This is a genomic window from Marinomonas gallaica, assembly GCF_049821165.1.
GTDB lineage: Bacteria > Pseudomonadota > Gammaproteobacteria > Pseudomonadales > Marinomonadaceae > Marinomonas > Marinomonas gallaica.
Window position 1 is genome coordinate 2,243,452 of record NZ_CP187511.1, and the last position, 22,431, is coordinate 2,265,882.

The 22,431-nt window shown below is 45.8% G+C and carries 20 protein-coding genes; 9 read left to right on the forward strand and 11 right to left on the reverse strand.

The window, feature by feature from the left end:
* Window positions 1-77: 77 nt before the first annotated feature.
* From ACPUEK_RS10575 to ACPUEK_RS10600, 6 genes are all read left to right on the forward strand, one after another.
* Entirely contained in the window at window positions 78-2,441 is a 2,364-nt protein-coding gene (locus ACPUEK_RS10575; protein WP_425640697.1) for a TonB-dependent siderophore receptor, read from the forward strand.
* A gap of 230 nt (window positions 2,442-2,671) precedes the next feature.
* Window positions 2,672-3,205, forward strand: coding sequence for a PH domain-containing protein (locus ACPUEK_RS10580; RefSeq protein WP_425640698.1), 534 nt, complete (start codon window positions 2,672-2,674; stop codon window positions 3,203-3,205).
* 4 nt (window positions 3,206-3,209) lie between these two features.
* Window positions 3,210-4,772, forward strand: a complete 1,563-nt coding sequence (locus ACPUEK_RS10585) for a PH domain-containing protein (protein ID WP_425640699.1) — start codon at window positions 3,210-3,212, stop codon at window positions 4,770-4,772.
* Between the two features lie 189 nt (window positions 4,773-4,961).
* Window positions 4,962-6,167 carry a PepSY-associated TM helix domain-containing protein gene (locus ACPUEK_RS10590; protein WP_425640700.1) on the forward strand — a complete coding sequence of 402 codons (1,206 nt, stop codon included), beginning with the start codon at window positions 4,962-4,964 and terminating at the stop codon, window positions 6,165-6,167.
* Window positions 6,164-6,694, forward strand: a complete 531-nt coding sequence (locus tag ACPUEK_RS10595) for a hypothetical protein (RefSeq protein ID WP_425640701.1) — start codon at window positions 6,164-6,166, stop codon at window positions 6,692-6,694. Before ACPUEK_RS10590 ends, ACPUEK_RS10595 begins: the two co-directional genes overlap by 4 nt.
* A 16-nt stretch (window positions 6,695-6,710) precedes the next feature.
* Window positions 6,711-7,013, forward strand: coding sequence for a hypothetical protein (locus ACPUEK_RS10600; protein ID WP_425640702.1), 303 nt, complete (start codon window positions 6,711-6,713; stop codon window positions 7,011-7,013).
* Window positions 7,014-7,198: 185 nt separating this feature from the next.
* Here ACPUEK_RS10600 and ACPUEK_RS10605 read toward each other — a convergent pair whose 3' ends face one another.
* The 10 genes from ACPUEK_RS10605 to ACPUEK_RS10650 form a co-directional block, all read right to left on the reverse strand.
* Window positions 7,199-7,738, reverse strand: a complete 540-nt coding sequence (locus ACPUEK_RS10605; protein ID WP_425640703.1) for a GNAT family N-acetyltransferase — start codon at window positions 7,736-7,738, stop codon at window positions 7,199-7,201.
* 41 nt (window positions 7,739-7,779) lie between these two features.
* Window positions 7,780-8,211 carry a pseudoazurin gene (locus ACPUEK_RS10610; RefSeq protein ID WP_425640704.1) on the reverse strand — a complete coding sequence of 144 codons (432 nt, stop codon included), beginning with the start codon at window positions 8,209-8,211 and terminating at the stop codon, window positions 7,780-7,782.
* A gap of 14 nt (window positions 8,212-8,225) precedes the next feature.
* Window positions 8,226-8,981, reverse strand: a complete 756-nt coding sequence (locus ACPUEK_RS10615; RefSeq protein ID WP_425640705.1) for an ABC transporter ATP-binding protein — start codon at window positions 8,979-8,981, stop codon at window positions 8,226-8,228.
* On the reverse strand, window positions 8,978-9,973 hold the full coding sequence (locus tag ACPUEK_RS10620; protein WP_425643030.1) for a FecCD family ABC transporter permease: 996 nt from the start codon (window positions 9,971-9,973) through the stop codon (window positions 8,978-8,980). Before ACPUEK_RS10620 ends, ACPUEK_RS10615 begins: the two co-directional genes overlap by 4 nt.
* Window positions 9,974-10,033: 60 nt before the next feature.
* Entirely contained in the window at window positions 10,034-11,032 is a 999-nt protein-coding gene (locus ACPUEK_RS10625; RefSeq protein WP_425640706.1) for an ABC transporter substrate-binding protein, read from the reverse strand.
* 183 nt (window positions 11,033-11,215) lie between these two features.
* Entirely contained in the window at window positions 11,216-11,794 is a 579-nt protein-coding gene (locus tag ACPUEK_RS10630; RefSeq protein ID WP_425640707.1) for a permease, read from the reverse strand.
* Window positions 11,795-12,040: 246 nt separating this feature from the next.
* On the reverse strand, window positions 12,041-13,069 hold the full coding sequence (locus ACPUEK_RS10635) for a methionine synthase (protein ID WP_425640708.1): 1,029 nt from the start codon (window positions 13,067-13,069) through the stop codon (window positions 12,041-12,043).
* 26 nt (window positions 13,070-13,095) lie between these two features.
* Window positions 13,096-14,073 carry a DUF1852 domain-containing protein gene (locus ACPUEK_RS10640; RefSeq protein ID WP_067217501.1) on the reverse strand — a complete coding sequence of 326 codons (978 nt, stop codon included), beginning with the start codon at window positions 14,071-14,073 and terminating at the stop codon, window positions 13,096-13,098.
* A 307-nt stretch (window positions 14,074-14,380) separates the two neighbouring features.
* Window positions 14,381-16,225: an MFS transporter gene (locus tag ACPUEK_RS10645; RefSeq protein WP_425640709.1), complete on the reverse strand. Its 1,845-nt coding sequence runs from the start codon at window positions 16,223-16,225 to the stop codon at window positions 14,381-14,383.
* A gap of 341 nt (window positions 16,226-16,566) precedes the next feature.
* Window positions 16,567-17,391 carry a methylenetetrahydrofolate reductase gene (locus ACPUEK_RS10650; protein WP_425640710.1) on the reverse strand — a complete coding sequence of 275 codons (825 nt, stop codon included), beginning with the start codon at window positions 17,389-17,391 and terminating at the stop codon, window positions 16,567-16,569.
* Window positions 17,392-17,673: 282 nt separating this feature from the next.
* On the opposite strand from ACPUEK_RS10650, the gene cydB reads away from it, so the two are divergent.
* The 3 genes from cydB to ACPUEK_RS10665 are packed head-to-tail and all read left to right on the forward strand — an operon-like array spanning window position 17,674 to window position 20,871.
* On the forward strand, window positions 17,674-18,678 hold the full coding sequence (gene cydB, locus ACPUEK_RS10655; protein ID WP_425640711.1) for a cytochrome d ubiquinol oxidase subunit II: 1,005 nt from the start codon (window positions 17,674-17,676) through the stop codon (window positions 18,676-18,678).
* A 46-nt stretch (window positions 18,679-18,724) separates the two neighbouring features.
* Entirely contained in the window at window positions 18,725-20,383 is a 1,659-nt protein-coding gene (locus tag ACPUEK_RS10660; protein WP_425640712.1) for a nitrite/sulfite reductase, read from the forward strand.
* Window positions 20,380-20,871 carry a DUF934 domain-containing protein gene (locus ACPUEK_RS10665; protein WP_425640713.1) on the forward strand — a complete coding sequence of 164 codons (492 nt, stop codon included), beginning with the start codon at window positions 20,380-20,382 and terminating at the stop codon, window positions 20,869-20,871. Before ACPUEK_RS10660 ends, ACPUEK_RS10665 begins: the two co-directional genes overlap by 4 nt.
* Here ACPUEK_RS10665 and ACPUEK_RS10670 read toward each other — a convergent pair.
* Complete coding sequence (locus tag ACPUEK_RS10670) at window positions 20,865-22,277, reverse strand: PLP-dependent aminotransferase family protein (protein ID WP_067037316.1); 1,413 nt, start codon at window positions 22,275-22,277, stop codon at window positions 20,865-20,867. The two genes, ACPUEK_RS10665 and ACPUEK_RS10670, sit on opposite strands and share 7 nt — an antisense overlap.
* Between the last annotated feature and the right edge of the window lie 154 nt (window positions 22,278-22,431).

Here is a 22,431-nt window from a genome sequence, read left to right on the forward strand (position 1 = left end):
TGTGCTTTGGCATAGCTATTGAACGCGTCACAAAGTGTGGCGCTTAGCTCATTTAGAATGACTTTTGGGAACTTATCATGTTTAAACGAACCGCCATTTCAGCCTTAGTAGTGGGAGCGCTAAGCGCCGTACCCAGCTATGCCGCGCAAACGATTTCTGGTCCTGAAAACGTTATGCAAGCCTCTTATGCCTACGATATTCCTAATGGCTCTTTGTCTCAGGCGCTGCTGAAATTAGCTTCCATCAGTAATCTATCGCTGTCTGCACAAGCGGATTTAACACTAGGTAAAGTAGCTCCAGAGCTAGCGGGTGAATACACGGTAGAGCAGGCATTAGAGTCATTACTTGCCGGTACTGAGTTAAGTGCTGTCATTAAAGACGGTGTGATTTATTTGTCTAAACCCTCTACGTTCACCAGTGCGGCGCCCTTCCAATTAGATGCGCTAGCCGTGACCGCGAAGCGTAGTGCTCGGGTATCAAAAGGCGCGACTGGCTTGGCGCTGGCGATTAAAGACACGCCTCAATCGATTTCGACTATTGATCAACAAAGCATAGCGGATAATGGTTTAACCTCTAGTAACGAAGCCTTGAGCTTTATGACAGGGGTCAACGTCGATCAATACGAAACCAACCGTGCACGCTACAACTCACGCGGTTTTGGCATTCAGCTAACTCAAGTCGATGGTTTGGGGATGACCAATGACTGGGGCACTGTGATTGGTCAAAAGGATACATTCTTATTTGAAAAAATTGAGGTCATTCGCGGTGCTAATGGTTTGTTGACAGGTGTGGGTAATGCGTCAGGTACGATTAACTTTGTGCGCAAACGTCCAACAAATATCGATGAAGGTCAGTTAAACGTTACTGCAGGCTCTTATGGTCAGGTTCGCGGCGCTGTTGATTACAATAAGGTGCTGACCGAAGACGGTCGTTGGGCGGCGCGTGTCGTCGCTGTCGGCGAGCAGAGTGATTCCTACTTACGTGATTTAGAGGACCAACATGAGTCGTTGTATGCGGTCGTTGATGGCCAAGTGGGTGACAATGGTATTTTAACCTTTGGTATGAATTATCGTAATGCTGAGCAAGATGCGCCGATGTGGGGGGCTATGCCACTAAACATACAAGGCGGCGGTCAATTGGAGTTGGATCGTTCTTCGTCTTCGAGTGCTGAGTGGGCTTACTACGATACTAAAACCAATGACGCATTTGTCGAATACAGCCATTTTTTAGCCAACGATTGGGAAGTGAAAGGCACCTACACTTACCGTGAGTATGAAGGCGACTCCAAACTGTTTTATGCTTACGCGCCGAATAACTCGGTCAATGCAGACGGCACAGGCTTACTCAGCTGGCCTTACTCGGGTTTTACCAAGCTTGAAAATAATGTCTTTGATCTGAACTTAAGTGGCGATTTTAACGCCTTTGATCGTGATCACAGTTTGCTCATTGGTATGAGTCATTCACGCCAAGATTCGAAACGCTATGTGCGTAACTTTGATAACGCCGCGTATCAAGGCTTGCCATTGCCAGCGTTGCCTTATGGTGGTGATGTGCCGCTAGAGCCAGAGTTTGGGCCGAAGACCTTGACGGGTACCGGTGAACAGCAGCTAACACGCTTCTATATGGCCTCAAAACTTGAGTTCGCCGATTCTCTCCATTCAATCGTGGGTGTGAATGCGATCAAGTTAGAGCGTGAAGGGGATTCGATTTTTGGTAGTGGTAACACCACCACCGCATACCCTGATACAGAAGAAGTCAGCCCTTATTTAAGCGTATTGTATGATTTCAACGATGATATCGTAGGCTATGTGTCGTACTCCGATATCTACCAAAACCAAGACCAAGCGGGCTATGACGGTCGTTATCTTGACCCAGTGAAAGGTGTTAATTACGAGGCCGGTGTTAAAGCCGAATGGTTAGATAACCGAGTGCTCACGACGTTCTCTATATTTAAAGCACAGCAAGATGGCCTGGCGACTCAAGCCGAAGGCTTTAACAGTGAAGGCGATCGTTATTATGTGCCTAAGGATGTCACATCTAAAGGCTTTGAAGTCGAAATTTCAGGCTATTTAACCGATCGTACGCGTATGTCATTGGGTCTAACGCACCTTAATCTGAAAGGACCGGATGGCAAAGATATTTACAAATATGTGCCACGCACGACCGTCAAGATGATGTTGGATACCCGTGTCGAGCAAATACCGGGCCTTAAAGTCGGTGTAAACACGCGCTGGCAGTCGGACATTGAGTCGACCTATGGAATGACGCAAGACAGCTACATGTTGTCTAATGCTTTCGCTGCCTACGACATTAATGACGACGCAACGGTACGTTTTAATATTGATAATATCTTCAACGAAAAATATATCCCAAGTTTATACTCAACAGCGTTTTACGGTGCACCGCGTACCGCTAAAGTAACGTTTGATTATACATTCTAAGGCGAGAAAATAGCTCACTGCCTTGTTAGATAAAAGGCAGTGGGCGCAACACTCAGTTAGCGGGTAACGCGAGAATTTTGGCGGCTTCAATGCAGCGAAAAACGGTCGCCTCTGCACATTGCCTTTTGTTGTAGCTATAGATTAAAATGAAATCGATTCTCATTATCTATATGTGGTGTTATCCGATGCACGGATAACGCCACGTCTTGTCTCATATAAAGGAAAGTGACATGGAAGGGTTCACAAATGACGCCATTACGACACACTCATTACCGGATCTAAGAACGCTGCGGACCGAGCCTATTTCTCTAGCCTATAGAACCTACCATATTGCCGCGACGCTGATACTTGTCATACCGGTGCTTGGTGTATTGAGCGCTTTGCGTTTTAATTCTTGGTTATCTTTGCCAACATTTTTGCAAAGCGCTTATCTCTATGTTTTTGCTGCGGTCGTAATATTGAGTATAGGTTATTTGATCTATGCGTACTTGGCATATGTGCGTATTCGCTATTCATTGCGAGAGCATGATCTAACGTTGAAAAAGGGCGTCATCTGCAAGCAGGTTATTTGCCAACCAATGCTGCGTATACAACATGTGGAGCTAAAACAGGGGCCGATAGATCGCTTCGCTGGTCTTGCAAAATTACATGTCTACTCGGCCGGAGGTGCTGCGCATACATTTTCGATTCCGAGATTAGAGCAAGTAACGGCAGAAAAACTGCGTGCCTATATTTTAGAACATAAAGATTTGAACGCAGGTTAATGCTATGACAACGTCTTCACCGTCGACCTTAACACTGCAACCTAGTTGGCGGCGCCTATCGCCCATTGCCATCGTTTATTTCTTGATTGATGTTATCAAGTCGCTTTCGCAGTCATTCATTTATCTTATTCCTGGAGGTGTGGTTGGCCACCGTTATATATCGGGGCATGAAAATGAATTTCTGATTGGGGCGATAGGTTTTATAGTGCTGGTTTGTGCTCGATGCTTCGCATCCTATTGGTTTTATCAGTATCGAATTAGCCAAGATACCTTTGAAGTAAGCGCGGGTGTATTAAAAAAACGTTACTTGAATCTTCCGTTTGAGCGAATTCAAAATGTAAAGTTGGAGCAGCCGCTTATCTATCGTTTCACCGGTCATGTTGCGGTGACATTGGACAGTGCCGGTTCCAAGGATGAAGAAGCGAAAATATATGCGCTGACACAACAGGATGCGAATGCGCTTCGAGAAGCTATTCTGTTGGCAAGGAATGCCGATCAGAAGGACTTACAAGCAACGATAGTAAATACTACGCCATCGCCTGCTAACCAAGGGGCAGAGCAAGACGAACAACTTTTAAACACACGCAGTGTATTAGATCTGGTCATTCATGGCGTCGCCAATAACCGTCTTTGGATACTGCTAGGTGCTTTGCTGTCAGCACAGGATGTGTTGCTGTCATGGATGGAGGGACTGCTTTCGGATCTAGGACTTAATATCGACGATGTCATTGCTCAGGCAACAGGGTCTTGGTGGCAGATCAGTGCAGCAGCTTTGATGCTATTTTTGCTGTTACTGATCCCACTTTCACTCTTATCAATACTTGGCTCGATCATCGTATTTTATAACTATCGACTAAGCTGTTTAAGCGATCGTTATATTCGGCGTTGTGGTCTGTTTACCCGTCAAGAGGTGAGTGTACGGCTTTCCCATATTCAAATGATTGAGAGCAAACAAGATTGGTTGGACAGACTGATCGGGCGTACGAACCTTGTGTTTCAACAAAACCTCAGTGGCTCTGAAGTTCGTAGTGTCGAAACTGTCAGCAACCTAATGGTTCCTTCCATAAAAGCCCATGAGCGAGACGCGCTGATTGCCGAGACATGGCCAGATGCTCAGCCGTTTACAAAGGTGCAATATCGCCCCGCGAGTCCGTATTATTTTTTATACTTTTTGACTCTTATTGTTTTACCGTTGAGCGTTATTACGAGTACTGCATTATGCCTGTATCTGGACGTTGGCTATGCGCTCGCTGGCGTGAGTGTATTGATCATAATTGCCTTGTTGTTTTTCTGTCATTGGCGTCGCCTAGGGTTTGCAGCAGATGACCACTATTACTACGTACGTAGCGGCATCCTTGGGGTGCGGTACGTGTGTTTTCCGATTTATAAGTTACAACAGGTTAGCATTGAGCAAAGCCTCTTGATGACAAAGCGCAAGCTAGCATCCGTCAAATTTGTCTTAGCCAATGGTGCCATTGTAGTCCCTTATATCGATGAATCACTCGCATACGATATAGCGAACCAAGCACTGTATAAAACCGAATCCTTAAAAAAATCATGGATGTAGTGTTGTAGATGGGTCGTATTCACGACGACGATTTTTTAACCATCAACGGGTCATTTAGTTGTTTAAAATAGTAAAAAATAAGGAAGGTGATTATTGAAGTACCTTTTTTATATGCCTCAAACGTCATACCTAATATCCCTCGTCAATTATCTATTTGGCGGTTATAGAGTGTTCAATTAGGTCTGATTTATGAATCCCGATATACAAACCAATGCGCCGAAGAAGCGGACGCAGTGGTGGTTTTTGCTGCACAGTTGGTTGGCGATGCCAATCTGGCTATTTTTGTTTTTTGTCTGTCTGACGGGCACCATTGCTACGGTTAGCCAAGAGATTGTTTGGCTGTTTGATTCGAGTGTGCGCGCCAATCCTCCGGACGAGGTGGGCGCGATGCTGACATTTGATGAGGTAATTAAGGTAGTTGAGCGCGAAGCTCCCGGTGCCTATGTTGAGCAGATAACACGCCCAGTAAAATCTCAGTTTGCCCTGACAGCCGAGATTAGTTACCCAGATTCGACCAGCGAAAATGTGTTTATTAACCCTTATACGGGTGATATTCAGGGACGGGCTGCGACAGGCTTTAATTTTCGCCAGTTTGTCCGCGCGATCCATGGATGGTTGCTGATTCCCTTCAATACTGGCTTCACTCGCTACAGCTTAGGTTGGTATATGGTCAGCATTCTGGGTATCCCCATGCTGTTATCGTTGATCACCGGCTTAGTGGTGTATAAGAAGTTCTGGCGTGGTTTCTTGCGTCCGCGCTTGCGCTTCAACCGCGGGGCACGAGTGTTCTGGGGTGATTTCCATCGCTTAGCGGGGATTTGGTCGATTCCGTTCATCTTTATTATTTCTGTGACCGCGATCTGGTTCATGATCCAAGGCTTATTGTTTGAGGCGGGTGTACCGTTTAACGGTGCGTCTCAAGCACCTGTGTTTGTGGCGCGTGATGAGGTACCTGTATCAAATCAAGGTCGGCCGCCATTAATTTCGCCTGATCAAGCCATCGCCCAAGTCAACCAGCATTATGAAAATGTTGAGACACAAAGAGTAGATTTGCCGAGCACGGCTTTTGGACATTATCGCATTTTAGGACGTAGCCAAGCGTTTCCTTTGGTTCACGAAAGTTTCCTCGTCAATCCTTATACTGGCTCGATTGATCAAGCCATGCGAGTGATGGATCAGCCAGGTTTGATGCTGACGCGTTTGTCGATGCGTGCGTTGCACACGGGCGATTTTGTCGGTTTAAGTTTGAAGTTGGTGTATTTCTTCTTTGGTGTGCTGCTCACCATGATGGTGTTTAGTGGTATGCGCATTTGGATGACGCGTACTTTCAAATCGACCAAAGCGGCGATACGCCAAAAGACGACCAGCGCGACTCAACCAGGAGGTTCAGTATGAGCTCAAACTCAGCGACAAAGAAGTCCCATAGCCGTTGGTTTCGCTGGCGTTTTCATTTGACTGGATTACTGATCCTTATCCCTTTCGTGTTGATGCCTTTCTATATTGAATTAATGTCGGTCTTTGGCGGTGCGAATGGCTTGGGTGAGCGCGCGATTGGCGAAAAACAGGTTGGCCCGTGGCGCATTACGTTAGCCGAACAATTTGAACGGGGGCCTAAGTTAGACGGCCCTGCAGGCTATATGAAGACGTTTAATGCCGCGCTGTGTCAGCAATGTGCTGAGCAGGTAAAAGCGGTGTACATGCGCTTGGGTAAACCGCGCAGCTTGCGCACTGCAGGGGTCATTGGCTTTGGTTCGCCTTATCACATGAGCTTTAGTATGCCAGTACCTGAGAATACCGCGCTAGACGCTGATCTCTGGCTGACACTGGAGAGCTGGGATGGCTCTTTGCATCAGGTGCAATGGCCACTGCGCCAAGCGTCACCCGCTACCATCGAATTTTTGCAGCAGCAACAGGAGCTTTAACATGTTAAGAGCGTATATGCGTTGTATAACGCTGGCGGCCTTAGCCAGTGTGTGGTCATCCATGGCATTAGCGCATTTTCCCTTTGTGGAGTGCCATCAAAGCACGGTGGATATCGTCTGTCAAGGTGGCTTTTCCGATGGCTCAGGTGTGGCTGGTGTTACCATAGACTTAATTTCGTATGACGAAGAAATCATCGCGAGCAAAGCGTTTGATGAGCAGTCCAATGTGCATTTTAAGCCATACGATGGTGAGTTTTATATTCTGATGGACGCAGGGCCGGGCCACACGATTGAGGTGGAATGGCACGAGATTAAATAAAACGTAGTCAGATGAGATATTTTCTTTTTATCGATAGGAGTCTTTAATATTACCGAGCGCTGAGGTAATAAATTTGATTGTTAATTGAGAAGCGCCGATAACCTCAAAGGTATCGGCGCTTTTTTGCTTAGAATTTACTGCTTAGGACAATTTCAGCGGTTCGGCCTTCACCAAAAATCACGCGATTATAGAATCCAGTGCTGGCGCGTTTCGAATGCTTGACGTGTTATTGATACGAAGGTCCACACATCACCGGTAAACTTTTTGAAACGTCCAGCAACGGGCAATTCCTTACGGCTATTGTCCGGTGCAAATCCTAATTTTGATAAAACATAACCGGATGCAACGTTATTGTGTTTTAGATAATGAGCATCAACTTTAGCAAGCTTTAAGGACTCAAAGGCAAACTGCAGCGCATATTTAGCGGCTTCTTGAGCCAATCCTTTGCCCCAGTAAGGCTCACCAACCCAATACGATAGTTCAGCGGATTGAACGTGATAGTTGATCTTTTTCAAAATGCAGCAGCCGATAACACCTTTTTCGGACACAATAACAAAGTGCATCTCTTCACTTTTAGGCGCGTGTGTTGAATGAATCCAAGAATACACGTGTTCTGGCTGGCAATTATCTGGAACGCCACTGGTTCGACTAATATTGGGGTTATTAGCCAGTGCGCAGATTGCCTTAAGATGATGCTCTTTGATGAGTTCTAGTTCAATTTTCACTATAACTTTCCTAGGTCCTAACAATAGATGACGTTATAGGGTTACTGACTATAGAGTTGCTTAATATCAGCAATACGTTTTTGCGCTCGTTGTGGCAAGTTATCTGGCACGCTGACTGCTTCAAGATCTTTTTCGCCTACTTGAATCACCATGACCATGCCCATCGCCATGTGTGGTGTACACTCAATACCGTAAGTCCCTTTTTGCTCAAAGGTCATTTCTATCTCTTCGTTTATATTGCCACGGTATGTCGTCGCACCTTCTGGCCACATGGTTTTGATAGTGGCGGCATTGTGTCCTAGAGCAGTTCGCAGAAACTTCACCGTATCGCCTGGTCGAATAATAAGATAACTAGGCTCATAAGACATCGCTCCTAGGCTATTACGGTTCACCATTTTGACTTCATACTGTTTGGCAGACAGCGAACTTGCCATGAGCGCACAAAGAGTGAGTGTAACCATTGACTTTAACATGTCAGGATTCCTTGTTAGTTCAGTAGTTGGATATGGGGAGGGTGGTCTGATGAGTGAATAACCCGCGACTGCACCTCAAATACATCAGCAATAAAGGTTTCATTAATGAGCGCTTCAGGGCGACCTTGGGCAATGATTTGACCGTCTTTCATGGCGATGATGCGATCAAAACGCAATGCGTGATTTAAGTCGTGAACAGCAACCAGCATGGTACGTTGGATGGTTTCTATCAGGGATAGCACGACCATTTGCTGTTTAATATCTAGGTGATTGGTTGGCTCATCCATGACGATAAAAGGGGTGTTCTGAGCCAGAGCTCGCGCAATATGAAGACGTTGCTGTTCGCCACCAGACAGTGTGTGCCAATGCTGATGTCGCTTATGTAGCATACTGACTTTTTCCAATGCTTGGTCGACGTAAGTTTGGTGGGTCTCACTCCATCGTTCGAAGGCTTTTATCCAAGGGGTGCGACCGAGTGCCACAGCGTCTTCAGCTTTGACTAATTCTTCAGTGGTGGCTTTTTGTTGCACAAACGATAGGTGTTGGGCGAGGGCTCGTCGTGGGTAACGGTCAATGGCTTTACCATTCAGCCTTATCTGCCCCGTACTGGGTTTGTTTAAACCGCAGATTAAGCGCAACAAAGTCGACTTACCGCAGCCATTAGGGCCAATTAGGGCGACGCGTTCGCCTTTGTTCATGCTTAACGAGATATCGTTGAGCAGTGTCTTCTTGCCAAGTTGATACTGAATATTGGAAACATCTAAGTTCATTGCTTTTGTCCTCGTATTAGCACCAAAGCAAAACAGGGTGCTCCGATCAGTGCTGTAACCACACCGATGGGTAAGACTTGCCCAGGTATCACGATGCGTGAGCCGATATCACAAAAGATCAGGAACAAAGCGCCAATCACTGCGCAAGCAGGCACCAAGATTAAATGAGAGCTACCAAATAGAAACCGTGCAGCATGGGGGATTACCAGACCGACAAAGCCAATGGCTCCCACCATAGACACCATAACAGCCGTCATCATGGCCGTGCCAAAAATTAGAATGACTTGCACACGGCGTACGGGAATGCCGATCGATGCCGCCGCATCCGAGCCAAATAAAAAGGCGTCCAAGGCTCGTGCGTGCCAGATGACTAATGCAAGTCCAATCAAAAGCACCGGAAGTGCCAAGGTGACTTCTTGCCAGCGAGCACCGGAAAGGTTACCCAATAGCCAAAACATAATCCCTCGAGCTTGCTCGGCATTGGCAGATTTGGCTATCACAAATGCTGTAAGAGCATTAAACAATTGTGAGCCTGCGATACCGGCTAAGATAATTTGCGTAGAAATGTTACCGCTACGTCGCTTAGACGCTAAAGCTGAAAGTAGCATAACGAATCCAAATGCCAACATGGCACCGATCAAAGCACCAAACGACATACTCAACACGCCAATGCCGATGCCGGCAATGGTCACCATAACGGCACCAGTAGAAGCGCCCGCCGAAATACCTAGCAAATAGGGGTCGGCTAAGGCGTTACGCAGCAGCGATTGTAGCACCAGACCTGTGACGGCTAATGCAGCACCGCAACAGGCTGCCACAATCGTTCTGGTCAACCGGTAATTCCAAATTACCCCTTGGTCTATGGGATGCACGGCGTAATCAGCTCCCCAGGCAGCGTTAGCCACGGCTTGCAGCACTGTCGAAAAGGCGATATGGGTTTCCCCAATGGCAACTCCCGTGGTGACGGCCGCTAGCAAAATAAAGAAACTCATTACAACAAATGAAAAAGGGTGACGTGAGGTCACCCTATTGAATGCTTGAATCAGCATAGATTAAAGTTCTTCTACCGCATCCGTTAACTTTTCAAGACCGTTGATAAGACGAATGGTGGCGTCCATCTCTAAGGCATCCATGATCACAATATTACCGTTTTTAACCGCATCCATTTCTTTGGTCACTGGATCGCTCTTTAGGAATGCCAGTTTTTTCTCGAAATCATCAGCTGGGAAGCGACGGCGGTTCATTTTAGCAATGACAATGATATCAGGATTGGCTTTGGCTAAGGTTTCCCAGCCGACCGTTGGCCACTCTTCATCGGACTGAACAACGTTTTCAATGCCTAGGGTTTTCATTAAGTAGCCAGCAGCACCTTTTTGCCCAGCGACATATGGATCAATGTCCATGGCCGCACTGGAATACCAAAATACCGCACGTTTGCCTGTGCTGCCAGCTGCTTTAGCGCGTTTGATCGCTTTGGCTTCACGCTCTTTTAGTGAATTAACTAGATTATCACCACGCTCGGAGACATCAAAAATATCCGCTAGCTGATCGATGGACTTGTATAGCGCAGCAGTTGAAAATTGATCAAGGCGGGTACCATCAAGGCCAACGGAATTGTCTTTGTTGTCACAGTCGGTAGGCAAAATATATGTGGGCACGTTGACATCGTGGAACATATCTCGTGTGGCGACAATCCCTTGATCACCTACATGCCATTCGTATTGCACCGTCACCAACTCAGGACGCTTTTCTAAGATTGATTCAAAGCTTGGGTCATTGTCGGCCAAACGTGGGATACCAGTGTTCACTTTTTTAAACTCAGGTAAAACCTCGTTAAACCAAACCGATGTGCCTTTGACTTTATCGGCGAGATCTAAGGTGTACAAAATCTCGGTAGCCGCTTGGCCGACTGTGACAGTGCTTTGTGGCGCTTGTTCGTAGGTGTGCGTGTAACCGCAGTTTTCAATGGTTAAAGGATATTCTGTTGCTGAGATGTGCGCTGCGCTAAAAAAAGCTGCCGCGATTAGCGACATGGAAAAGACTGATTTCATTGGAACTCCGTTGCCAATATGAATGATCAAAGCGCTATATTGTAGGGGCTATTGCGCGACGCTTCGATAAAAAATAATTCTCATTTGGGTGAGTGGCGTTCATGAGCTTGTTTAAGCTCATCACTTGGCAGGCTGTCCGTTATATTCTGAACTGTTAAGGCGGTAGGGGAGGCATAAAAGCTGCTATGAACAGCAGCTTTTACTGGGAGTAGAGGACCATTTGTTTGTTAGTTGTTTCGCAAGACTTAGACCTATCAAGCTTGCTAGCAAGACACCACTTAATACTGACCACCAATTAACATGAGCATGGGCACGGATCGAGTCGGATAAATTGAGGGCTAACTCAAAGCTAGTAAAGATCCAATCGCATAAAAAGCCAAATCCCAAGGCACAGACCAGCACGCCAGTTAGGTAGCTTACTAGCGCTCTTTTACCGAGTAAGGAATATACAACGCCGAGTGTTGCGATATTGGTAGCAGGCCCCGCCAACATAAATACCAATACGGCACTAGGTGAAACGCCGGCTACCAGTAATCCAGCTGCAATCGGAGTTGAAGCCGTAGCGCAAATATACATAGGGATTGAAATAACCACCATCACTAACATGGCCATCAAACCATTGCCCCATTCGGCCAGAAAGCTCGTTGGCACATACGCTTGTACTAACGCCGCAAATCCGATGCCAACAACAAGCCATACGGCAATGTCGTCAACCATGTCAGTGGCCGCATAGCGCATGCCGCGTATCAGGCGACGTAACATGAATTTATGACGCCAGTATAAACCTTTGAGTAAACTCTAAGGTCAAGTGTTTGATCTAGTTTCTGGGCAAGAAAATTCTTAGGTGAGGTGCTAGAGAAGTATTGCGATGGGACTACTGAGTCTAGTGGATAGCGAAACACGCAAGGTAATACTTTTAACCTCTGTGCTCGATTCGTGTATTGGGCGGGTGTAGTAAAACCGACTAAATAATTAGCCGGTTTTGATGTGGGGGGCTGCTAGAAAGGGCTATTGAGATAGTTCTTTACGCACGATAGCAGCACCGGCGCTAAGCGCTTCGAGTTTGCCTCTTGCAACGTCGCGAGACAGTGGTGCCATGCCGCAGTTGGTGCAAGGATACAGCTTGTCAGCATCGACGTATTTTAATGCTTCGCGCAGGGTTGCTGCTACTTCCTCAGGGGTTTCAATGGTATCGGTCGCGACATCAATGGCGCCGACCATAACCTTTTTGCCACGCACCAGTTCTAAAAGCTCTGTTGGCACATGTGAGTTATGGCATTCGAGTGAAATGATATCAATGTTAGAAGCTTGCAGTTTTGGGAAGATTTCTTCGTATTGACGCCACTCTGAGCCCAGTGTTTTCTTCCAATCGGTATTAGCCTTGATGCCGTAGCCATAGCAGATATGCACAGCAGTCTCACACTTAAGACCTTCAATGGCGCGTTCCAGGCATGCGATGCCCCAATCATTGACCTCGTCAAAAAACACGTTAAAAGCCGGTTCATCAAATTGAATGATATCAACGCCTGCTGCCTCTAATTCTTTGGCTTCTTCGTTGAGAACTTTGGCAAATTCCCAAGCGAGCTTTTCGCGGCTTTTGTAATGGTCGTCGTACAGTGTGTCGACCATTGTCATTGGGCCAGGCAACGCCCATTTAATAGGTTGTTTGGTTTGCTGGCGTAAAAATTTAGCATCCTCGACAAACACCGACTTTTGGCGTGAAACAGGCCCCACGACGACCGGTACGCTGGCATCGTAGCGATCACGAATTTTCACCGTTTTACGGTTTTCAAAATCGACACCGTTTAGATGCTCAATAAAAGTGGTGACGAAATGCTGACGTGTTTGCTCGCCATCACTCACGATGTCTGTACCAGCTAAGCTTTGCTCATGCAATGCGACACGTAGTGCATCTTGCTTTCCCGCAATCAGCTCATCGCCTTCAAGTTTCCACGGGGACCATAAGGTTTCTGGTTGTGCTAGCCAAGCGGGCTTCGGCAAACTGCCTGCGGTAGAAGTAGGAAGTAAAATACTCATAATTGGGTGCTCTCAATATCATTGTGTTAGATGGCAGATTGCGCCGACCACTGTTCTAGAATCGTTTGAAAAGGTTTAATAAAATGCTCTTCAGTGAACTTGCCTTGTTTTACGGCCAACTGACTGCGTTCTTCTCGATCGTATTGAATCTGCGTTAACGAGTGATCCGAATGTTTTAAGCTCGGTTTGAAGTGTTCACCTGCTGCAGCATTGGCGTTGTAAATCTCGGGACGATAGATCTTCTGGAACGTCTCCATCGTGCTGATCGTGCCAATCAGCTCTAAATTGGTGTAGTCATTTAGTAAGTCACCATAGAAGTAAAAGGCTAATGGTGCTGCACTGTCCTCAGGCATGAAGTAACGTACCGCTAAGCCCATTTTCTTAAAGTAGCTCTCGGTTAACGATGATCCGCTAGGCACATATTCGTCGCCCAAAATAGGGTGTTTGTTTTCCGTCCGCTGGTAGGTTTTTGTTTCAGACACACTGAGGCAAATAACAGGTAGCTTTTTAAAGCGCGCTTTGAAGGCCTCTGAATGAACAAAGTGTTGAAAGATTTTACCGTGTAGGGCACCAAAGTCTTCAGGGACACTAAAGTCGGATTGATCTTTATTATGCTCAGGCAGTACCACACTAAAGTCATAGTCGCGTACATACGATGAAAAGTTATTGCCAACCAACCCTTCAATTCGCTCATTGGTTTGTTGATCAATAATGGTGGTTTTTAGTACTTCAATGCTGGGAAAGGTTTCACCTTTGCCTTCAATATCGATGTCAACCGACACAATGTCCAGCTCAAGGGCATAACGGTTGCCAGTAGGATTGTCCCAATGAGCCAGCGCATTAAAGCGGTTATTCATCATACTCAAGGTATCGCGCAAGTTTTGCTGGCGACGCTCACCGCGTGCTAGGTTAGCGAAGTTGGTGGTGGTGCGTGTTTTCGCTGAAGGTTGGTAGTCTTCATCAAAGCGAATCGTCGAAATTGAGTAAGTAAATTCGTGGCTCATGGCGATCTGTCATCCTATCTTTCGAATCATCCAGCGTTTTCTGCCTATTTGAGCAATGCATTGCTTTAGCATCGTTGGCAGCTCGGTATAGGAACAATGTACGCACATTGTTATTATGAGTAAAATTCGTCTAATTCAGTTTGTATTGAATTATTCTAATGATGAGGTGGCTGCCTTTTTGAGTAACAGTTAAAGCTTAGCTGTGCTGGAGCAAAAAAAGTGAATGGAGCAGGGTAATGAGAGCTTTTAGTTTATTCGAGGGAGCAGTCTGCCCCTGAAATAGAGGCAGACAGTTAAATCAGGCGTCTTACTGAGTTGATTCGTCTTTATGCTTTAGCGTTTCAGGAATAACGGATTCAATATCGTCAGCGTGTTGTGGCGCGTTCTCAGAGATGTAATCAACCATACCACTGATGTTTTGCTCCAATTCGCTTTCTTCAGCCAAGCGATCCGCGTAGCGCATTTCCTCTAACTGTGTCGCAGCTGAAGTTGCGTAAGCTTCTGCAATCTCTACAACGGTCTCGGGATGTTCCTCCATAACCGATTCGGCCGCCGCTTCAAAGATTTCCATACTGTGTTCAGGGTCTGCGTCGGTTATCATGGTGGTCAACTCAGGTACTTCTTCGTAATCCGCTTCTTTAAAGACAAGATCTACTAATTCTGCGGTAGAACCCGATGCGTTGGTAATAATCGTCTGGATTAGCTCTTGCTGATGCTCATGGTTAGGATCGTATTTATTCAACCGTTGGTACAGCTCGGTCACATCGATACCTTCGATACTGGCCAACGCTTTGGCAAAATCTAACACTTGTTCAGGATAAGAACGCGCCAAGATGCTGACCATCTTCAACGCCAGCTTTGGCTGTAACTGAGCAATATCGACCGCGATCGCTACTTCATGACTTAGCGTAGACGTATCGACGTATTCTATTCGAGGGTCTAGTTCGCTACTTACCCAACCCATTGCAGCACCTTGCGGGACAAAGGACTCTTGCTCATCAAGCGGTATAGATTGACGTACCTTACTGCGGTAAACAACAAAGAACGCGAACACTAACTGAATAAGACCCAGTGCAATAAAGAAATAGTCAATGCCAATGTGTTCCATTACCAGACCGATAATGTAGGGGCCAATAATACCCCCAGTCGCATAGATGATAATGATGGCACCAATGGCACCGCTCATTTGATTTTGTTGCAATCGGTCAAATGTTTCAGAAATACCTAACGGATAGAGACTTGAAACAATTCCGCTACTGATACTAATCAATATCAATGAAGCAATGAAAAAGTCAAAGCCCAGAACGGTAGGAATGAGTAACGTACATACAATCGAGAAAAGTACAATATAGAGTATAACTTTGCGTCGTTCTAATCGGTCAGCAAGATAGCCTATTGGGAATTGCAGCGCGGCGCCACCAATGATAGCAGCACCAACCAATAGGGATAAATTGACACCAGAGATGCCTTTTGAATCCGCATACACGGACAGCATGCTAAGTAGGGAGCTTAATACTAAACCACAGACCAGTACCGAGCTGGCACCTACTGGGGATGTGCGAATTAATTGCATCATTGGCATAGGCACAGTGTCTTCGACTTGAGGTGCCGTTGCTTTGCCCATTGCGATGGGGACAACCCCGCCACACAGAAGTAGGCCTGCGATGATGTAGAGCGTTGCATGAGTGACGTCGGCTAGGTTAACGACAAATGACCCTAAGAACATTGATAACAGCACTACAATTTGGTTAGTAGCCAAGATTCTTGAACGTGTTTCAGACGTAGAGCGCTCACTTAACCAACCGTCGGAAACAATGTTGGTCGCAGCGATACAAAACCCCATGAGAATACGCATGATCGCCCAGACCCATTCATTAAACCATAGGTAGCAGATCAAAATACTGATCGCAGCCAGCGCTGCTGACGCCGTGTACATTCGAATATGTCCAACCCGTGTCATCAAGCGTCGAGTAAATACGCCACCTAATAACAACCCCACGGAAAACATAGACATGATTAAACCAATGTTTCCGGTGCTTACTTGTTCGAAATTTAACCGTAAAGGAAGCAGGACATTAATGAGTCCATGGCTTATGTAGATGAAGAAGCCGCTGGCGAATAAAGCCAATAATGAAAATAGCGTTGCTGACATAAGTGAGGAGTCCGATGATCACTGAGGAGAATGTAGTTTAAGAAATGTTCGATGATACTAGATGGTAGTGTATCAGCATTACCTTATCCAGCTAATAACATCCTGTTCATCCTGCTAATGTATAGCTTGAGAACCATTAAAAGCCTTTCAATGGTTATTGGTTAAGAAAAAGCTGGGTTGCAGCGAGGCGAAACAAGATCCGCGATGGTAAAATCGTTAGTACACGTCACAAAGATATAAGCTTGGCAGGATACTCGAAAGCCTGAGTCATGGCAAAAATTAAAGCCCTATCGTTGTTACCGATAAGGCTTAGCCGCATTTACAGCTTATCTTGTTTTCCATTATAGGTGGTTCTGTATCCATGATGTGTTTTTGCTTACACCATCTAAAGTATAGAGATGAAAATAGATATTTTTTATACCCAGTCTTTCAATCTGCTGAGCCAGTTCAAGAAAAAGTGAGTCGGTCTTCGCATCGAGTTGCTCGTCAGCGATATCCATCTCATAGTGAGCGAGTGCGTCAGCCGTAATAGGCACGCCAAAAAGGTTGGCGAAGTAGCGTATTGTTTTCACCTTTGTTGGGCAAGGTACGCCGATTCGAATAGGCTCCATGATTCCCGCTGCCCTGATGTCCTGAACCCACTTAATAATACGCGTCGTACAAAACGCCAGCTGCGTAGTGATCTCTATCTTATAATGGTTTTTTCTTAGAAATGCGATTTTCCACTTCAATGCCGCTATTAGTTGATCTGACGTTATATGCGGGTGTCCTTCTGGATAGCCCGCTATAACGATGGTTTCAACATCACATGTCTTCAATATGTTGCTTTCAAACAGCACCAGTGAATTTTCATAAGGTCCTTCAGGCACCACTGGGTCACCGCCAACGAACATAAGTCGTTTGATGTCAGCGCGATATTTTAGCTCACCCACTAAATAGTCGAGGTCTGCTTTTGACGTGATCCTTCTTGACGAAAGGATAGGTGTAGGCGCTAAACCGAGTGCTTTGATTGTGACAGCAGCCTGAATTCGTTGCTGGTGCGTTTCATTACCAAGAAAAGCAATATTAACGGGCGTATGGGGAGGCAGCAGGCCGGCAACCGTTGAGAGCTCCTGTACGCTCTTGCCTGTTGTCTCAAGACTAAATTTGGGTAGTGGTAAAGTCATTTTATTCCTAAAAACAAGTCATCGCATAAATAGGATATTGATACGGTTTTTGTTCAAGTAGTAGGGGCAGATGTGAAATAAAAAATGATGACAGACACTGAGAGTTCATTGTACGTTTTTATCTGTCCCTATTTATTCTCTTCTTTTTTGTGCCTGTGTTGAGTTCTTAAACAGTCCTATTATCAGCTTGTTTAGAAGCACGGCAGAGATCCCTTACATGGGTGCAGCACCTTGTCAAACCACTGTCTGTTGTGAAGATTTTATTGATTAAGAGGTAACATTATGGGATTCGACTTAATTATCATCTGGGCACTCGTAATTGGCTTTGCGCTAATGATGTATGTCTTGATGGATGGTTTTGATTTGGGTGTCGGTTTGTTGTTTATTGGGGTCCGAAATAAACAACACCGAGATGTAATGATAGATTCCGTGGCCCCTGTATGGGATGGGAATGCAATTTGGTTAGTACTCGGCGGCGCCTGCATGATGGCCGTGTTTCCGCTGGCGTATTCGATCATTTTAGACGCGTTATACATTCCTTTGTTGTGTATGTTGTTTGGTTTCATGCTGCGCGGAGTTGCCTTTCAATATCGCTTCAAAGCGGGCGCTAAAGATAAAGGTATTTGGGACGCCCTGTTCTGTGTGGGCTCTGTTGTGGCGACCTTCTTCCAAGGCGTGGCGATAGGAGCGGTCATTGAAGGGTTTGCCATTGAGAATGGTCAATTCGTTGGAAGTGCATGGGATTGGGTGAGTTGGTTTAGTATTCTGGTCGGTTTTTGTATTTTGCCTGCTTACGGTTTATTGGGATCCACTTGGTTATTGATCAAAACGGAAAACGAACTCAACCAAAAAATGCGCCATTATTCGCATCATTTATTAGCGTGGCTTGGCTACGCGATGACCGTACTTATCATTGTTACGCCATTCTTAACTGAAACGTTAAGAGAGCGTTGGCTAGGGCTACCAAATTTCTTCTATATGGGCTTTATCCCAATGCTTGGTTTGATGCAGTTTACTTGGGTGTACTACGTTATACGCTTCTCAGAATGGCAGAGGTGGCCATTTGCATTGACGCTAGGACTGCTTGGGCTTGCTTATCTCACATTGATCACTAGCTTGATGCCGAACATTATCCCGCCAGATCTGACTGTCTATCAAGCGGCCGCACCTGAATCGAGCTTACCCTTTACTCTCTGGGGGGGCGCTATTTTTGCACCTGTCATACTTGGTTGTTGCTATTGGTCTTATCATGTTTTTTGCGCCAAAGTTCGTGATACAGAAGGGTAACACTAGATAAGTACACGGCTAACTTAAAACCTTGTAGGACTATTTTATGTATCAATACGATGACTATGACCGTGCTTTAGTGAAAGAGCGCGTTGCACAATTTCGCGATCAAGTTGCACGTTACCAAGCAGAAGAACTGAGTGAAGAAGAGTTTTTGCCTTTACGATTGCAAAATGGATTATACCTGCAAAAACATGCCTATATGCTGCGTGTTGCCATTCCATATGGTGTGTTATCGACGAAACAATTACGCGCGCTGGCCGACATTGGTGACAGGTATGATAAAGGCTATGGTCATTTTACAACGCGCCAAAATATTCAGTATAACTGGGTCAAATTGTCTGAAGTGCCCGATATTCTAGCGTACCTAGCTGAGCATGATATGCATGCGATTCAGACTTCTGGCAATGTTGTGCGTAATGTCACCACGGAAGCGTTTGCCGGTGTGGCCGAAGATGAGGTGTATGACCCGCGCATTTTTGCTGAGATCATTCGTCAGTGGTCGACGATTAACCCTGAATTTTTGTTCTTGCCAAGAAAATTCAAGATTGCAGTAAGCGCCACAGAAGAGGATCGTGCGGCGGTACGTATTAATGATGTGGGCTTATACTTGCATCGTGATGAGTCTGAAGCGTTATATTTTAAAGTGATGGTCGGTGGCGGATTAGGTCGCACACCATACATTAGTCAGCTTTTAAATGACCGGCTGCCTTGGTGTGATCTACTGTCTTATCTAGAGGCAATTTTGCGGGTGTTTAATCGCTATGGCCGACGAGATAGTAAATACAAAGCGCGCATCAAGATTTTGGTGAATACATTGGGAATAGATGCTTTTAAGCAAGAGGTTGAGCAAGAGTTTCAGCAAATTGCTAAAGAGCCTAATCGGTTAACGGACAGTGAACTAAGCCGAATTGCCTCACAGTTTTTGCCTGCGGTTTACCAGCGGTTAGACGAAACAGATTTAGGTTTCGCGACGCACCTACAAAATAATGAGGCATTTTCTAACTGGTATAACTTGAATGTACGTAAGCACAAAGTCTCTGGTTATCGATCGGTGGTCATTTCAACGAAATTTCCCAATAACATTCCAGGCGACGTTACCAGCGAACAAATGCGTGGAATAGCAGATCTAGCCGAACGTTTTGGTTTTGGTGAAGTGCGCGTCACCCATGAACAAAATTTGGTGTTGCCTGATGTGCCAAACACTGCGCTGTTTCAAGTCTGGATGCAGCTTAATGAGCTAGGTCTAGGTGTATCTAACCACACACTCTTGTCCGATATGATTGTCTGCCCAGGTGCAAGCTATTGTAATTTGGCAACAGCACATTCTTTTCCAGTAGCGGAGCAGGTTGTTCAAGCTTTTAGCTTGGAGGAGCAGCAAGATATTGGTCCTGTTAGTATGAATTTATCAGGATGTATAAACTCTTGCGCGCACCATCACATCGCTAACATTGGCATGTTAGGTCTCAACAAGAGCCAAACAGATCACTATCAAATTACCTTAGGCGGACGACAGGGAACGCAGAGTCGATTAGGTAAAGTGCTTGGCCCAGCGATTGCGGAGTCGGAATTACCACAGGCTATTCGCATGTTGTTTGATGTGTATCGACGACATCGTGAGGTAAAAGAGAGCTTCATTCAGGTAGTAGATCGTATTGGTTTAGCACCCTTCAAGGACGCACTGTACCAGGAGAAAAGTGTATGAAGAATACGATTACCTTAGTCGATGGTGAAGCGAGTGTGGATTTAAACGACCCATGGGAACTAGTGCTGAATCAAGAATGTTCAGGGCAGTACTGCGTTGAACCATCAGCGATTTGGTTAAGTCGACCTGCGTCCGATCGGGGAGCGGCGGTTCTAATTGAGCAAGAACAAGAGCTGCATGATATTCAGCCATATTTGCAGGATATTCGACTGGTGGCTTTAATGTTCAAGGACTTCAAAGACGGCAGGGCCTATAGCTTGGCGTATTTACTGCGTACGCGCTTTGGCTATAAAGGTGAGCTAAGGGCCGTCGGAGAAGTACTCCGTGATCAATTAAGTTTGATGCGACAATGTGGTTTTACCAGCTTTGCTATCAAAGAAGGGAAAGATCCCTATGATGCATTAAAAGGCATCAAAGGTCTTTCCGTCACTTACAGCTCAAGCGTCAGTTCGCCTTCACCTTTGTTTAGGCGAGTACGACGTTATTGATTTTCCAACAACGTTTGAAACAGCAGATGCAGCGCCGCTCGACGGCGCTCAGTCAACGGTTGCGAAAAGCTCAAACGCATGTGGTTTTTATACAATCCATGTGCTGAAAACAGAACACCAGGCGTGAGTACGATGCCTTTCTCCAGTAACAGTTTATAGCTTTTTTGAGTGTCGATCTGATTAGGGAGCTCAACCCAGCAGCTGAGTCCGCCATGAGGCTTACTAAACTTTATTTGTCCCCCCCAATAACGCTTCAGCTCGTCGAGCAATTGGTCTCTTTGCTCTTTTAATTGCTGGCGATATTGATTGACGTAACGCTTGAAATGCCCCTGATGGATGAACTCTGCCAGCCCTTCTTGCACCGCTTGTGGACTCGCCAATTGCGTAATCAGTTTTAACTGGACTATTTTCGCATGCAATGCGCCGCCGGCAACCCACCCAATACGAAGTTCTCTTGATAAGCACTTTGAGAACGAGCTGCACAAGATAACTCGACCTTCGCGGCATTCATTTTTAATGGGTGGGCACAGTTCACTGCGAAAACGTAGTTCACCGTAAATATCGTCTTCTATGATGAAAAAATCATGTTGGTGGGCAAGTTGCAGAAGCGATCTAATGTGCTCTATGGGCATCCTAGCCCCAGTTGGGGTGTTAAAATTGGGGGTGACAATACAGGCTTTGATCGGCCAGTCTTGTATTTTTTCGGCCAGTTCTTGTAAATCAATCCCTGTATTGGGGTCAGATGAAATTTCAATGACATGCAGCCCAAGTTGCTCTAGCTGTTGTAATACACCGTAGAAGGCCGGCGATTCAATCGCGACAGTATCCCCCGGTTGGCAAGCGGCCATTAAAGCGAGAAACAAGGCATGCTGGCAGCCAGAAGTAATGCATAAGTCGTCAGGTGTTAACTGCGTTTCTCGCTGCCGATATAAGTCCGCAATGGCTTGACGCAATCCCACATGACCTTTGGGTTCATCGTAATAATGGGCTTTTTGTTCTGGATGAGTGCGAGAAGCTTTGCCAATCATACGATTCAATGTCACTAGATGTTGCGCCACGGGCACGGGGTCATCCGTTGGCAATATGTCGAACGCGGCACTACGAGACATAATATCGCGAAAAATATCAGGCACGTTTACCAATGCTGGGACCGAAGGCGTAGAGACTTTTTGCGGCGCATTGTAATCCGCATTCGCCTCATTCACAAAGTATCCAGATTTAGGCACCGCATAGATCAGTTGATCGGCTTCTAATTTATGTAAAGCATGAACAACCGTTGCCTTAGACATCTCATGAAGTTTACAGAGTGTTCTGACAGAGGGGAGTTTTTCACCCACTTTAAAACGACCTGTTTGAATCTGTTGGCGAAGCAATACTTCAAGTGCTTGGTAACGAAATGCCCCCATAAGGTAGTGCTCCTAGTTTAATTGGCTCATCTGGGCATAGTTTAGCGAATTTATTTGGGAATTCATCTATCTGGGTATATTTTTAACGTATTAAGTTTTTGGTTGGTGGCAAAAATTTGAGTTAAATCAAGGGATGGCTTTTAACCTTCTGTGC

Coding starts and splice junctions, on each gene's coding strand:
- ACPUEK_RS10575 (WP_425640697.1), top strand. CDS start 78: ATGTTTAAACGAACCGCCATTTCAGCCTTAGTAGTGGGAGCGCTAAGC.
- ACPUEK_RS10580 (WP_425640698.1), top strand. CDS start 2,672: ATGGAAGGGTTCACAAATGACGCCATTACGACACACTCATTACCGGAT.
- ACPUEK_RS10585 (WP_425640699.1), top strand. CDS start 3,210: ATGACAACGTCTTCACCGTCGACCTTAACACTGCAACCTAGTTGGCGG.
- ACPUEK_RS10590 (WP_425640700.1), top strand. CDS start 4,962: ATGAATCCCGATATACAAACCAATGCGCCGAAGAAGCGGACGCAGTGG.
- ACPUEK_RS10595 (WP_425640701.1), top strand. CDS start 6,164: ATGAGCTCAAACTCAGCGACAAAGAAGTCCCATAGCCGTTGGTTTCGC.
- ACPUEK_RS10600 (WP_425640702.1), top strand. CDS start 6,711: ATGCGTTGTATAACGCTGGCGGCCTTAGCCAGTGTGTGGTCATCCATG.
- ACPUEK_RS10610 (WP_425640704.1), bottom strand. CDS start 8,211: ATGTTAAAGTCAATGGTTACACTCACTCTTTGTGCGCTCATGGCAAGT.
- ACPUEK_RS10615 (WP_425640705.1), bottom strand. CDS start 8,981: ATGAACTTAGATGTTTCCAATATTCAGTATCAACTTGGCAAGAAGACA.
- ACPUEK_RS10620 (WP_425643030.1), bottom strand. CDS start 9,973: ATGAGTTTCTTTATTTTGCTAGCGGCCGTCACCACGGGAGTTGCCATT.
- ACPUEK_RS10625 (WP_425640706.1), bottom strand. CDS start 11,032: ATGAAATCAGTCTTTTCCATGTCGCTAATCGCGGCAGCTTTTTTTAGC.
- ACPUEK_RS10630 (WP_425640707.1), bottom strand. CDS start 11,794: ATGTTACGTCGCCTGATACGCGGCATGCGCTATGCGGCCACTGACATG.
- ACPUEK_RS10635 (WP_425640708.1), bottom strand. CDS start 13,069: ATGAGTATTTTACTTCCTACTTCTACCGCAGGCAGTTTGCCGAAGCCC.
- ACPUEK_RS10640 (WP_067217501.1), bottom strand. CDS start 14,073: ATGAGCCACGAATTTACTTACTCAATTTCGACGATTCGCTTTGATGAA.
- ACPUEK_RS10645 (WP_425640709.1), bottom strand. CDS start 16,225: ATGTCAGCAACGCTATTTTCATTATTGGCTTTATTCGCCAGCGGCTTC.
- ACPUEK_RS10650 (WP_425640710.1), bottom strand. CDS start 17,391: ATGACTTTACCACTACCCAAATTTAGTCTTGAGACAACAGGCAAGAGC.
- cydB (WP_425640711.1), top strand. CDS start 17,674: ATGGGATTCGACTTAATTATCATCTGGGCACTCGTAATTGGCTTTGCG.
- ACPUEK_RS10660 (WP_425640712.1), top strand. CDS start 18,725: ATGTATCAATACGATGACTATGACCGTGCTTTAGTGAAAGAGCGCGTT.
- ACPUEK_RS10665 (WP_425640713.1), top strand. CDS start 20,380: ATGAAGAATACGATTACCTTAGTCGATGGTGAAGCGAGTGTGGATTTA.
- ACPUEK_RS10670 (WP_067037316.1), bottom strand. CDS start 22,277: ATGGGGGCATTTCGTTACCAAGCACTTGAAGTATTGCTTCGCCAACAG.